This window comes from Streptomyces sp. CA-111067 (genome assembly GCF_050956065.1).
Classification (GTDB): Bacteria; Actinomycetota; Actinomycetes; order Streptomycetales; family Streptomycetaceae; genus Actinacidiphila.
In genome coordinates this window covers 4,834,753-4,847,128 of sequence record NZ_CP192103.1, presented here as the reverse complement: position 1 = coordinate 4,847,128, position 12,376 = coordinate 4,834,753, and the positions used below count along the sequence as shown (strand labels likewise).

The following is a 12,376-nucleotide window of genomic DNA, read 5'->3' as shown; positions in this document are numbered from 1 at the left end:
GCTGCTCGGGGGCCGGCGGCCCCGGTCTAGCGGCGGACCTTGAACCGCAGGTGCAGCACCCGCTCGCCCTGGATCACCACGTGCGGATCCTCCAGCAGCAACTGCCCGTCGATATCCCCGAAGTAGCGCTTGCCCGAGCCGAACACCACCGGCACCACGTCCATCGCCACCTCGTCCACCAGGCCGGCCGCGAGGATCTGGCCGCCGACGTCGCCCGCGTTCACGGCGACAACCCGGTCCCCGGCCAGTTCCTTCGCCTTGTCGATCGCGGCCGCGACGTCCGCCACGAAGTGGTACGACGCCTCGGGGTGCCAGCCCTCGGGCTTGGGCCGGTGCGACACCACGACCACGTGGTCGCCGGTGGGCGGATCGCCCTCCCACCCGTTCACCAGGTCGAACAGCGTGCGGCCCATCACGATCGTGCCGACCGACTCCCACGTCGTCCGGACGTACGCGGCCGAGGCGCGGGAGACCCTGAAGCCGTGGCCCTCGCCCGAGTGGTCGAAGCTCCCGTCCGCGTCAGCCTCGCCCGGGACGATCGGGGTGTCCCCGCTGAAGTACCACTCGTGCAGCGGCCCGACCTCGTCGTTCCGGTCGGCGATGAAGCCGTCCAGCGACACCACGTTGTGCATGATCACCGTGCTCATTGCGTCTCCTCGACATCTCGTCCCATGTACGTACCGTTCCGGTGCGGCCCGTTGAGCAGCGCACCTCGCACCCCATCCGCAGCACCCGTCCCGCGCTCAAAGCGGCCGGAACGCGCCGGTCCGTTCGACGGCCCCGCCGCTACGCTTCTGCTGCTCTCGCACAGCTCGCTCCCCCCAAGCCCCGGCCCACCGCTGGCCGGGGTCAGCCGGCTATGGAGGATGACATGCGCAGCAGATACGCCCGTACGACGATGTTCGGCACGATCGCCGCACTCGCGCTGGCCGGCGGGGCGGTGGGCCTGCCGTCCGCGTCCGCCGCCGTGGTCGACCCGGCGCCGATCGGCCCGCACCAGCTGTTCGTCGGCCAGGTCAACGGGGTCTCCGTGGACGCGGCGATCAAGGTGGGCTGCTTCGGTCCTGTGACGCCCGGCGAGACCGGCCACCCGCTCGCGGGGCAGACCGTGGACGTCATGCCCGTCGTCCCGCCGACGAGCTCGCTGACCGGCTACACCGGTGAGTCCGCCGACCGCATCGAGGTCGGATTCGGCGTCACCTCGTCCTCGGCCGTGCCCGTCACCCTGCGCTACACCGTCGTCAGGGCGGCCATCCCGACGACGCTCAACCTGCCCTGCTTCGGCACCGGCCAGGTCGCGTTCGTCCCGGCCCCGACCAGTGCGACGGCCCGTACCTCGTTCGTGAAGGTCACGTACGTGAACGTCGGCGCCTGAGCTCTCGTCGGCTTCCCGGAGCCGCGCTCCTCGCGGCTTCACTCTCCGCTGCCGACACCGCGGTCGGGCGCGGTCATGTCCCCCGTCACGGGTACGCCCTCGGCGAGCCCGTACCGCAGGTAGACGGTCCCGCGCGGGCCGGACGCCGGCGGTTCGAGGAGCGTGAGGTTCGTGGGCACGGCGCCGCCGTCGAACACCTTCTTCCCGACGCCGAGGACGATCGGGTGCACCCAGAGGTCGAGGCGGTCGAAGAGCTTCTCGCGCAGCAGGGTCTGCACCAGGTCAAGGCTGCCGACGACCTTGATGTGCTCGTGCCGGTCCCGGATCTCGCGCACCGCCGCGGCGAGGTCCGGGCCCAGCTGGCTTGACCCGTCCCAGGACAGGTCGGGCTTGCCGCGGGAGGCCACGTACTTCGGGACGCTGTTGAAGATCGTGGCGATCTCGTTGTCCAGGCCGCCTTTCTGGTGCGGCCAGTAGGCGGCGAAGATGTCGTACGTGCGGCGGCCGAGCAGCAGCGCGTCGGTGTCCGCGTAGGCGGCGACGGCCTGCGCGCCGCCGACCTCGTCCATGAGCGGGGCCTGCCAGCCGCCGAACGGGAAGCCCTGCGGGTCCTCGTCGGGGCCGCCGGGGGCCTGGCCGACGAGGTCGAGGGTCGCGAACATTTCGATGTGGATGAGGCCCATGGTGTGCTCCCGGTGAGGTGGTCGTGTGGCGGTCGTCGTTCGGTTCAGCGGGTAGACCGGGGGGCGGCGGAAAACTCATCGCCGGGGGGCGGCCGGAGCGGCGGCCGGGGCCCTGCCGGAAACGGGGCCAATTCTTACCGGGTGATGTCAACCGGCCCGGACGGCCCCCGCGGCGGTAAGGCGGAGGGCCGCCGGCGCGGCAGATCCCGTGACGGGGCCGTCGGGGCCCCGGATCAGCCGCAGGCGGTCGGGACAGCCGCCGCACGTCAGTGAGGTAGACCCATGGGATACGACATCAGGACCCTCCGGATCGCGGGCGCCGCCGTCATCGCCGCCGCGTCGGTCGCCGTCTTCGCCGGATCGGCCTCGGCGCAGCCGGCGCACGCACGGCACGCGGGGGGATCGGGCGCGCCGGTCTTCGTGCAGAGCGACCGGGTCGCCGGGAACACCGTCGTGGCCTACAGCCGCGCCGCGGACGGTTCGCTCGACCAACAGGGCGTCTACGCGACCGGCGGCCGCGGCGGCAAGCTGGACGGCGCCGCCGTGGACGACCTGGCCTCGCAGGGCTCGCTGACGTACGACAAGGCGCACCAGCAGCTGTACGCGGTCAACGCCGGCAGCGACACCGTCACCGTCTTCGACGTCCGCGGCGACCGGCTGATAAAGCGCCAGGTCGTGTCGTCCGGCGGGAACTTCCCGGTGAGCGTGGCCGTGCACGGCGGCCTGGTCTACGTACTCAACGCCTTGGACGGCGGGTCGGTGCAGGGTTACGTCAACGTCGGCGGCCTGCTGGTGAAGGTGCCGTCCTGGCACCGCGCGCTCGGCCTGGACACGGCGACGGCGCCGCAGTTCACCCACACGCCGGGGCAGATCGGGTTCACCCCCGACGGCGGCAAGCTGGTCGTCACGACGAAGGCGGCGGGCCAGAGCATCGAGGTGTTCCAGGTCGGCCTGCTCGGCCTCTCCACCCGGCCCGTGGTCACCCCGGCCCCCGACGCCGTGCCCTTCGGCTTCACCTTCGACGCGGCCGGCCGCCTCGCGGTCACCGAGGCCGGCCCCAACGCGGTGGCGACCTACCAGGTAGCCCGGGACGGCCGCCTGACCAAACTCTCCGAGGTCGCGACCGCCCAGGCGGCAACCTGCTGGATCGTCCGCGACGGCGCCACCCTCTACGCCTCCAACGCCGGCAGCGCCTCCCTGACCGCCCTGCACACCGGAACGGCCGCCTCGCCGCGCGTCCTCGGCAACACGCCGACGGGCGCCGGAACGGTCGACGCGGCCGTGTCGTCCGACCGCGCGTTCCTCTACGTCCAGACAGGAGCGACGGGCGGAGTGGACGCCTTCCGAGTGAACGCCGACGGTTCACTGACGGCGGCCGGATCGGTGACGGTACCGGACGCGACGGGTGGCGAGGGGATCGTCGCGCTCTGAGATCGAGGACGGGGGCGACCGGCGGCGCCGGAGACGAGATCGTGCGGGCCGGTGCGGAGGTGATCAACGCCCGGTGCGGGGCAGACGACGGGCATGGATCCGGCCGAACCGCCCCCGAAGCCGTCTCGATCGCCGGCGGCAGCCACTGCCTCACGACCTGACGCGCCCCCGCAACCCCCGCAACCGCCCGGCCGGTTGCCGCCCGGCCATGCCCCGGAGGCACCCGGGCCCGGCGGCCGGCGGATATCGGGCCCGCTGCTGCTCGCGGTGCTCGCCGTCGCCGCGGTCGTGGTGCTGCTGCTGGTGCTCACCGGCAACAGCAGCAGCCATCACGGCTCCGGGCCCCCGTTGGATCGGCATCCGGCGCCTTCGGACGACCGGAGGACGACGGCGGGGACGTACGATTTCCACGCCGCCGACACCGCACTTGTCGCCCTCGACGGGGTCTCCGGCAACGTGCAGGTCACCGCCGACCCGCACGCCCGCGGTGTCACCGGCAGCTTCCACCGCTCGGACGGCGACGCGGTGAGCCTGCACGGGACCGCCGTCCACGACACCGTCACAGGTCACGACGCGCTCGCCGTGACCTGTGACGACGAGAACGGCACCCAGGTGCCGTGCGCCGGCGACCTGGCGCTGACCGTACCCGTGCACACCGGACTCCGGCTGCGCCAGACCTCCGGGCAGACGGTGCTGGCCGGACTGGGCGGCGACATCACCGTCGACGCGTCCTCGGTGCAGCTCACCGCGAGCGACCTGCGGCCCGGTGAGGCCCACTTCACCCTCGTCTCCGGCAGCGCCGACCTCTCCTTCGGGGCCCCGCCCGACGACTTCGACCTGCACGAGACCTCGGCCTCGGTCACCGCGCACCTGCCCGGTTCCCCGGACGGATACGCCGTCACCACGGCGGCCTCCTCCGCCAGCACGCAGGTCACCGTCCCCCGCAACCCCGCCTCCGGCCACCGCGTCTCCCTGGCCGTCACGTCGGGCTCGCTGAACGTCTCCGCGGACGCGCGGTGACCAGCGGGGCGGCTGCTCCCGCCGCCCGGCGCCGCAACGGTTCGACCCGGTATTCGCGGACACACTCCGGTCATGGCTGAACAGTGCAGGGCGAAGAAACGGCCCGGGCCGCGGGCGGTGTCCTTGCTCATGATGTCCCTCCCTTGTCGTTGGAGCGAGTCTCACGGAAGGGGCCGCCCGGCTGATCCGTGCTCCTACTCAACCGCCTCCAGGTAGGAACGGCGGGTCGGGCTCGGGGTGCGGCTGGGGGCGCTCGCCGGATGCTCGGGGGTGTCGTTCAGGCGGGGGGATGGCAATTTTTGGCAAGCGCTTTCCCCCGCCAAAACGCCGGATTACAGTCCGGTTTCCCACCCGTGAACCGGCACTCACCGGATCGCCCAGGAGGAGACATGAGCATTCGCTTACGTGCGCTCGCGGCCGCCGCGGCCGCCCTCGCCACGCTCGTCGGCGTGCAGATCGCGCACGCCGCCGACGACCCGCCACACGCCGCGTACCAGGAGATGCACGCGGACTGCACCGTCAACCACATGCTCAGCGACGACCCGATCGTCTTCCCCGGTCAGGCCGGGGCGTCGCACAACCACACCTTCATCGGCAACCCGGCGACGAACGCCTCCTCCACGCCGCAGTCCCTGGTCGGCGGCGCCACCTCCTGCGAGGATTCGCTCGACGCGTCCGGCTACTGGTTCCCGACGCTGTTTCAGGACGGCGTCGCCCTGACACCGGACAAGCCGGTCGTCTACTACAAGTCCGGCGTCAAGGACTACCGCACGGTGCAGCCGTTCCCGGCCGGCTTCAAGCTCCTCGTCGGTGATGCCCGCAACATGGACCCGGCGGCCTTCGCCGGCAACTGGAAGTGCCCGGGCTACACCGGCGCGACCTTCCCGGCCTCCTGTCCGGACGGCTCCTCGCTCGTCGTCCGGCTGCAGGCCCCGAGCTGCTGGGACGGCGTGCACCTGGACTCCGCCGACCACAAGTCGTACATGGCGTACCCGGTCAAGGGGGTCTGCCCGGCCGACCACCCGGTGCCGCTGCCGATGCTGGAGACCAAGATCCCGTACCCGATGCACAACGGGAACACCGCCGGGCTGACGCTCGCCTCCGGTCCCGCCTACACGTTCCACTACGACTTCATGAACGGCTGGGACCCCGCCCGGCAGGCGTACCTCGTCGACTACTGCATCCACGGCGGACGCCAGTGCAACGGCTACGGCGTGGACCCGAAGAAGCCGTAGGCCCCGGCCCCGAAAGCCCCTCGCCGGCGGTGCCCGCACCCGCGGGCGCCGCCTCCGCAGAAGGCCGCCGCCTGCCGCGGCGGCTCTCGTCCCCCCGCCAGGGAGGTACCCCCCCATGCGCATCCCACCCTTACGCCGCCGGCTGGTGGCCTGGCTGACCGCCATGGTGCTGGCCGCCGTCGGTCTGGTGGCCGGCATCAGCGGCACCCCCGCCGCCGCGGCCGGCTGCGACACCGCGACCAACACCGCCCTCGACCGGCCCGCGACCGCCTCCTCCGTCCAGGGCAACGGCTATCTGCCGGCCAAGGCCGTCGACGGCGACCCGGACTCGCGCTGGTCGAGCCGGTCCAGCGACCCGCAGTGGCTCCAGGTCGACCTCGGCTCCGGCAGTTCGATCTGCCAGGTGGTCATCAACTGGCAGACCTCGTACGCCAAGGCGTTCCAACTCCAGGTCTCCGACGACGCGACCACCTGGAGCACGCTCTACTCCACGACCGCGGGCACCGGCGGCGTGCAGACCCTCGACGTCTCCGGCACCGGTCGCTACCTGCGCGTCTACGGCACCCAACGGGCCACCGGCTACGGCTACTCCATCAAGGAGCTGACCGTCCACGGCGGCGTCGGGGGAGGGGGCGGCACCGGTTGCCAGGCCCCCGCGCCGGTCGCCCAGGACCTCGGCCCGAACGTCGTCACGTTCGACCCGTCGATGTCCAAGGCGTCGATCCAGAGCAAGCTGGACGCGATCTTCGCCCAGACCGAGACCGCCCAGTTCGGCAGCTACCGGTACGCGGTGATGTTCAAGCCCGGCACCTACAGCGGCATCAACGCCAACACCGGGTTCTACACCTCCGTGATGGGCCTGGGCCGCAACCCGGACGACGTCACCATCAACGGTGACGTGACGGTCGACGCCGGCTGGATGCAGGGCAACGCGACACAGAACTTCTGGCGCTCGATCGAGAACCTGTCCATCGTCCCGAGCAACACCTCCGACCGGTGGGCGGTCGCGCAGGGCGCACCGATGCGCCGGGTGCACATCCGCGGCGACCTCAACCTGGCGCCCAACGGCTACGGATGGGCCAGCGGCGGCTACATCGCCGACAGCAGGATCGACGGCAAGGTAAGCCCTTACTCCCAGCAGCAGTGGTTCACCCGCGACAGCCAGATCGGCAGCTGGGGCAACAGCGTGTGGAACATGGTCTTCTCCGGTGTGAAGGGCGCCCCGGCCAACACGTTCCCCGACCCGCCCAACACGACGCTGGCGACCACTCCGGTGATCCGGGACAAGCCCTACCTCTACCTCAACGGCAGCAGTCTCAGCGTGTTCGTGCCGAGCCTGCGCACCAACGCCTCAGGGACGACCTGGTCGGGCGGTTCGACCCCGGGCACCTCGGTGCCGCTGACCCAGTTCTACGTCGCCCGTCCCGCCGACTCGGCCGCGACCCTCAACAACGCCCTGGCCTGCGGCGAGAACCTGCTGTTCACGCCGGGCGTCTACCACCTGAGCCAGACCCTGAACGTCACCCGGCCCGACACCGTCGTGCTGGGCATCGGCTACCCGACGCTGATTCCCGACAACGGCGTCAGCGCGATGAACGTCGCCGACGTCGACGGAGTCAGGCTCGGCGGGCTGCTGTTCGACGCGGGCCCGGTCAACTCGCCCAGCCTGCTCCAGGTCGGTCCGGCCGGCGCGACCACCCGGCACGCCGCGGACCCGACCACCGTGCAGGACGTGTTCTTCCGGGTCGGCGGCGCCGGCCCCGGCAAGGTCACCACGGCGATGGTCGTCAACAGCGCCGACACCATCATCGACGACACCTGGGCCTGGCGCGCCGACCACGGCAGCGGCGTCGGCTGGACGGTCAACCCCTCCGACACCGGGCTGATCGTCAACGGCTCCGACGTCTCCGCGTACGGGCTGTTCGTGGAGCACTTCGAGAAGTACGAGGTGCTGTGGAACGGGCAGAACGGCCGCACGGTCTTCTTCCAGAACGAGATGCCCTATGACCCGCCGAGCCAGGCCGCCTGGCGATCCGACGGGAACGGGTACGCGGCCTACAAGGTGGCCGACTCCGTCACCTCGCACCAGGGCTGGGGAATGGGCAGTTACTGCCTGTTCACCGCCGATCCGGGCATCGTGGCCGACCGCGGCTTCGAGGCCCCGGACAGACCGGGCGTGGCGTTCCACGACATCCTGACGATCTCGCTCGGCAAGGGCTCCATCAACCACGTGATCAACGACACCGGAGCGTCGACCGGTACCACCGTCTCACCGGTGCACGTCGTCAACTACCCCTAGTCGAGCACCCCTGGCGCGGTGCGGGTCCGGTCGACTCGCGCACCGTCAGATGCGTCGGCAGCACGGCGGACCGCCGTGTTGCCGACGCGCCGTTCTCAAGGCGTGCCAGCAGCATCGACACCGCGACCCGGCCGACCTGCTCGCCCGGGGCGGTGAGCGTGGTGAGCGAGGGATGGCAGAAGTCCGACCCGAAGATGTCGTCGCAGCCGACGATGCTGATCTCCCGGGGCACGCCGACACCACGCTCGTCCAGGCGGGCCAGCATGTTGATGGCGAGCAGGTCGTTGAAGGTGATGCAGGCCGTGGCACCGGTGTTGATCAGCGCGTCGGCGGCGGCGGAGCCGGACATCCGGTCGGCGGGGAAGGGCCCCAGCCGGCGGGCCGACAGCCCGTGCTGTCCGGCCACCGTGGACAGCGAGCGCCATCGTGCCTCGTTGGCCCAGGAGTTCTCCGGTCCTGACAGATAGACGATCTCGCGGTGTCCGAGCGAGATCAGGTGCTCGGCCGCCTGCCGCACCCCGGACGGTGAGTCGATCACGACGCTCTGGACGCCGTGGACCCGGCGGTTGATCGCCACCAGCGGCAGATCGGCGTCAAGTGTCGCGAGCAGCCGGCCGGATAACCGCGAGGCGGTCAGGATCGCCCCGTCGATCGACCGGCGGACCTTGGACAGCATGTGCGACTCGAGTTCTCCGGAATTCTCGCTGTCGAGCAGCAGATTCGCATAGCCGGCCGCTTTGAGCTGGTGCTGCGTACCCCTGATCAAGTCGAAATAGAACGGATTGGTCACGTCGGAGACCATCACCGCGATGGTTTCGGTGCGGCCCGGAGTATGCGCGCCGGCCTGGGTGTTCGGCACGTAGGACATTTCCCGTGCCACTGCCTCGATGCGCCGGCGCGTGACCGGGTTGACCCGGCCCGGCCTCGACAGCGCGCGGGACACGGTCGACGAGGCGAACCCGGTGGCAGCCGCTATGTCGTTGATCGTGACGCGCCGAGGACGTTCCACGTCGTCGTGACTGTCCATGCGTGCAAGAATCCACGACACGGCAATAGACGGCAACCCCTCTGTTCACACTTCCGTCCTTGAAATCGCCCGCGATACAATGATGATCCGGACGCGGAATAGGAAAGGTGTTTTCGCCGGGCCGCCTCGCCCGGGAGGACGTCCCGCGCGCCGCAGCGCGGGCCGCCCGGGTGACTACGCGTGCGGACGAAGTTGAAGCGCTGGGCGCTGGGCGCGCCGCCGGCCGGACAGAAGCCGTTGTCCGGGTAGCCGTAGAAGAACATCACGCAGCACTTCGGGCAGAACCGGAGTCGGTGGGCTGGGACGCGCGCTTCACGCTGCTGGACTCGTTCCTCGAAACCCGGCTTCAGACCGGTCCTGTGATCCCGGCCGGTGTGGTGCGGGCCTGGCGGCAGATCGCCGCCCAGTCGTGGCGGCGAAGCCCGGCGCGGCTGCCGCTCGCGGCAACACTCGCCCCGCCCCGCACGGCTGCGGGTCACGCGGGCCTCGCTGCCTGCGCGTCCAGATGCCCCGTGGCGACCAGCCGGTCGCGCAGCTTGCGGCGGGCGTCGAACATCGTCTTGTAGACCGCGTTGCGGTTCGTGCCGAGGCGGTCCACCAGGGCGTCAAGCGGCACCCCGCTCACCACCAGCGCCATGAAGACACGCCGCTGGTGCTCGGTGAGGGTGTCGGCGACGGCCGCGCGGAGGCCGTCGAGCAGTTCGCGTGCCTCGGTCTCGGCGGCCGGGTCCGGGCCGAGCCGGTCGGGGAGCCGGTCCCAGTCGTCGGCGTCGAACGCGACGCCAGGCGTGCGCCAGAAGTGCCGGCCCAGTTTCCCCGAGACCTCGAACACCACGAAGGTGAACGCCCACGTGGTGAACTTGCTCTCGCCGCGGAACCGTCCGACCTTCCGGACGATCGCCAACAGGGCGTCCGCGGCGGCCTGATGGGCGAGGTCGTCCAGTTCAGGACCGGTGACGTGGTGGCCGCCGGCCCGCCGGGCGATCTCGGAGCGGGCGATCCGCAGCAGCAGCGCGTGCAGACGGGCGCAGGCGTCCTCGTAGACCTCGCCCTCGGATTCGAGGGCCCGCACCCAGCGGGCCGAGTCCGGATCGAGCCGGACCCGGCCGGCGCCGGGGACGTCCCGAACGTCCCGCCCCGCGCCGGGCCCGGCGTCCCGAACGCCCCCGTCCACAGCGGGAGTTGCACGGACGTCCAGGCCCGCGCCGGAGGCGTCACCGTACGCCGAGCGTCTCTGCGCGACTTCGGAGCCGGCCATCCCCGGCTACCGCGACCGCGCCGGATCCCCGGTGGCCCCGGGCGCCGCCGCCACGTCCCAGATCCGGCCGGTCCCGTCCCCGAGCAGCCGCTCCAGCAGCACGGCCGCCGACCGTTCCGGCGTGATCAACCGCCCCTCGGCGTGCGAGCTGACGAACCGCTGGTGCAGCGCCTCGCCGATCCGCTCAGGATCCTGATCGCGGATCCACTCCTGCATCGCGGTGTCGACCGTGCCCGGCCGGTAGACGTTGGCGGTGACCCCGGTGCCGTCGAGCTCGGCGGCCAGATTGACGGTGTGCGCCTCGAGCGCCGCCTTCGTCGTCACATAGACGTTGCCGCCGACCATCCCCTCCGGCCGCGCGACGATCCCGCTGGACACGTTCACGATCCGCCCCCACCCCCGCCGCACCATCACCGGCAGCAGCGCGGAGGTCAGGGCGACGGCGGACAGGACGTTGAGCACCAGCGCGTCGAGGATGTCGTCCTGGTCCAGGCGCGCGGTGCCGCCCAACGGGGCCACCCGGGCAGCGTTGTTGACCAGGATGTCGACGCCGCCCGACACGTCGAGCACCTCATCTCCCGCGCTCCTGACACCTCGTGGGTCTTCGAGGTCGGCGCGGATCGGGTGAGCGGTCCTCCCGAGATCCCTGATCTCCCCGGCGACCGCGGCGAGTTGGTCCGCGGAGCGCGCGAGCAGCACGAGATCGGCGCCGGCCCCGGCCAGCGCGAGGGCGGTCGCCCGGCCGATCCCGCGCCCGGCGCCGGTGACGAGCGCGGTCCGCCCGGCGAGCGGGTGATCGTCCAACACCGCCTGCTCCCCGCTCACTTGTCGCCGTGCGAGCGGAGGTACGTGATCAGCCCGACCACGTCCTCGGGCACGAGCCGGCCGATGGCCCCGCTGGAGTAGACGCTGACGACGACCCGCCCGTCGGGGTCGAGGACGAACCCGGTGGACTGCAGATACGTCGGCTCGTCGTTGACGAACGCGCCGGTGGCCTCGGCGAACTCCCGCGCGTCGGCGCTGTGTCCGACCGGATACTCCAGGTGCAGCTTGTCGACCAGCGCTTTGGTGGTGGCCTCGTCGTCCACGGAGACGGCGACGACGCTCGCCCCGGCCTGCGCAAGGCTCTCCTGCGCCCGCTGGAACGCCCGCAGTTGGGCGTTGCAGTACGGGCACCAGGACCCGCGATAGAAGAGCACCACCCCGTACCCCCCGGCCAGCGCCTCGGGCAGCCGGATCGCCTCCGCCCCGACCGGAGAGACCTCCAACGCGGGAAACAGTTCACCGGGCTTGAGCAGAACCATGAGCGCACTCCCATTCCACACGACCACCGGAACTCGTCCCGGCACCCCCTCCCCATTCTGGAGAGATCACTCCAATAACACCCCCCACCCCACCCCCTGTCAACCACCCGACTCCCCCGCCCAGGCCCCCGCCCAAGCCCCCTGACCAGCCCCTTCACCGCACCACGGGCCACCCGGGCCTGTTCTTACGAAGCGATGACGTCCCGCCCGCCCGCGCGGGCTCCCGAGCCGTCAACTGAGTCCGCGTTTCAGCTTCTCGGCCCGGATGAACGCCCTGGCCCGCTCAGTCACCGTGCGGACCCAGCCCTGCGGATCGGCATCGTAAAGAGCGCAGTTCTCCTGCCACCGGGCGAGACCGCCGACGATGGCATCGAGCGAGTGGTACCACTCACCGTCACCGGCCGCGCCGTGCCAGAGGGAACCGGGACGTGCCGGATCCTGGCAAAGGTCGAACCCGTGCAGGTACTGCAGGGCCGTCACGACCAGCGGGTCCTCGAAGTCAGCGAGCGCCCCTTCGCCCTCCACCCATGGCACCGCCCACGCATGCGCCTCCTCACGGGTCGCCTCCCCCTCCGCGAGGGCATGCCAGCATGCCGCCACTTCCACCCGGCCCGGCGGAATGCGCGTCCCACCCAGAGCGCTCATAGGCCCACCCTCCCAGCCGAGCGACCCGAGGACGACACCAATTCGCCGCGGCCTCCCGCTCGCTCGCCGGAAGCGGCTCAAGGGTGATCCGCATGCCCA

General features: G+C 71.3%; 12 protein-coding genes. 5 read left to right on the top strand and 7 right to left on the bottom strand.

Annotated features, from left to right (window positions below):
• Positions 1-26: 26 nt before the first annotated feature.
• Positions 27-647, bottom strand: a complete 621-nt coding sequence (locus ACQPW6_RS21120; protein WP_433891225.1) for a dihydrofolate reductase family protein — start codon at positions 645-647, stop codon at positions 27-29.
• Positions 648-871: 224 nt separating this feature from the next.
• Here ACQPW6_RS21120 and ACQPW6_RS21115 point away from each other — a divergent pair, with 224 nt between their 5' ends.
• A complete protein-coding gene (locus tag ACQPW6_RS21115) occupies positions 872-1,375 on the top strand; it encodes a hypothetical protein (protein ID WP_433891224.1) in 504 nt (167 codons plus the stop codon).
• A gap of 38 nt (positions 1,376-1,413) precedes the next feature.
• Here ACQPW6_RS21115 and ACQPW6_RS21110 read toward each other — a convergent pair whose 3' ends face one another.
• The gene (locus ACQPW6_RS21110; RefSeq protein ID WP_433891223.1) at positions 1,414-2,058 is read right to left on the bottom strand and encodes a dihydrofolate reductase family protein; all 645 of its coding nucleotides are present in this window, start codon (positions 2,056-2,058) and stop codon (positions 1,414-1,416) included.
• 282 nt (positions 2,059-2,340) lie between these two features.
• Between ACQPW6_RS21110 and ACQPW6_RS21105 the strand changes: the two genes are divergently transcribed.
• The 4 genes from ACQPW6_RS21105 (at position 2,341) to ACQPW6_RS21090 (ending at position 8,043) form a co-directional block, all read left to right on the top strand.
• Entirely contained in the window at positions 2,341-3,489 is a 1,149-nt protein-coding gene (locus ACQPW6_RS21105; RefSeq protein ID WP_433891222.1) for a lactonase family protein, read from the top strand.
• A 195-nt stretch (positions 3,490-3,684) separates the two neighbouring features.
• On the top strand, positions 3,685-4,509 hold the full coding sequence (locus ACQPW6_RS21100; RefSeq protein WP_433891221.1) for a hypothetical protein: 825 nt from the start codon (positions 3,685-3,687) through the stop codon (positions 4,507-4,509).
• Positions 4,510-4,898: 389 nt separating this feature from the next.
• On the top strand, positions 4,899-5,744 hold the full coding sequence (locus ACQPW6_RS21095; protein WP_433891220.1) for a DUF1996 domain-containing protein: 846 nt from the start codon (positions 4,899-4,901) through the stop codon (positions 5,742-5,744).
• A gap of 115 nt (positions 5,745-5,859) precedes the next feature.
• Positions 5,860-8,043: a discoidin domain-containing protein gene (locus tag ACQPW6_RS21090; RefSeq protein ID WP_433891219.1), complete on the top strand. Its 2,184-nt coding sequence runs from the start codon at positions 5,860-5,862 to the stop codon at positions 8,041-8,043.
• Here ACQPW6_RS21090 and ACQPW6_RS21085 read toward each other — a convergent pair.
• From ACQPW6_RS21085 to ACQPW6_RS21065, 5 genes are all read right to left on the bottom strand, one after another.
• Positions 8,030-9,106 carry a LacI family DNA-binding transcriptional regulator gene (locus ACQPW6_RS21085; RefSeq protein ID WP_433891218.1) on the bottom strand — a complete coding sequence of 359 codons (1,077 nt, stop codon included), beginning with the start codon at positions 9,104-9,106 and terminating at the stop codon, positions 8,030-8,032. The two genes, ACQPW6_RS21090 and ACQPW6_RS21085, sit on opposite strands and share 14 nt — an antisense overlap.
• A gap of 439 nt (positions 9,107-9,545) precedes the next feature.
• The gene (locus tag ACQPW6_RS21080; RefSeq protein ID WP_433891217.1) at positions 9,546-10,328 is read right to left on the bottom strand and encodes an RNA polymerase sigma factor; all 783 of its coding nucleotides are present in this window, start codon (positions 10,326-10,328) and stop codon (positions 9,546-9,548) included.
• A gap of 6 nt (positions 10,329-10,334) precedes the next feature.
• Positions 10,335-11,135, bottom strand: a complete 801-nt coding sequence (locus ACQPW6_RS21075) for an SDR family NAD(P)-dependent oxidoreductase (protein WP_433891216.1) — start codon at positions 11,133-11,135, stop codon at positions 10,335-10,337.
• A 14-nt stretch (positions 11,136-11,149) separates the two neighbouring features.
• Entirely contained in the window at positions 11,150-11,632 is a 483-nt protein-coding gene (locus tag ACQPW6_RS21070) for a peroxiredoxin family protein (protein ID WP_433891215.1), read from the bottom strand.
• A gap of 231 nt (positions 11,633-11,863) precedes the next feature.
• Positions 11,864-12,277 (bottom strand): hypothetical protein, encoded by a 414-nt coding sequence (locus ACQPW6_RS21065; RefSeq protein ID WP_433891214.1) that lies wholly within the window; start codon positions 12,275-12,277, stop codon positions 11,864-11,866.
• Between the last annotated feature and the right edge of the window lie 99 nt (positions 12,278-12,376).

Excerpts from the sequence above, each read along its gene's own strand:
- ACQPW6_RS21120 (WP_433891225.1), bottom strand. The coding sequence starts at position 647 with ATGAGCACGGTGATCATGCACAACGTGGTGTCGCTGGACGGCTTCATC.
- ACQPW6_RS21115 (WP_433891224.1), top strand. The coding sequence starts at position 872 with ATGCGCAGCAGATACGCCCGTACGACGATGTTCGGCACGATCGCCGCA.
- ACQPW6_RS21110 (WP_433891223.1), bottom strand. The coding sequence starts at position 2,058 with ATGGGCCTCATCCACATCGAAATGTTCGCGACCCTCGACCTCGTCGGC.
- ACQPW6_RS21105 (WP_433891222.1), top strand. The coding sequence starts at position 2,341 with ATGGGATACGACATCAGGACCCTCCGGATCGCGGGCGCCGCCGTCATC.
- ACQPW6_RS21095 (WP_433891220.1), top strand. The coding sequence starts at position 4,899 with ATGAGCATTCGCTTACGTGCGCTCGCGGCCGCCGCGGCCGCCCTCGCC.
- ACQPW6_RS21090 (WP_433891219.1), top strand. The coding sequence starts at position 5,860 with ATGCGCATCCCACCCTTACGCCGCCGGCTGGTGGCCTGGCTGACCGCC.
- ACQPW6_RS21080 (WP_433891217.1), bottom strand. The coding sequence starts at position 10,328 with ATGGCCGGCTCCGAAGTCGCGCAGAGACGCTCGGCGTACGGTGACGCC.
- ACQPW6_RS21070 (WP_433891215.1), bottom strand. The coding sequence starts at position 11,632 with ATGGTTCTGCTCAAGCCCGGTGAACTGTTTCCCGCGTTGGAGGTCTCT.
- ACQPW6_RS21065 (WP_433891214.1), bottom strand. The coding sequence starts at position 12,277 with ATGAGCGCTCTGGGTGGGACGCGCATTCCGCCGGGCCGGGTGGAAGTG.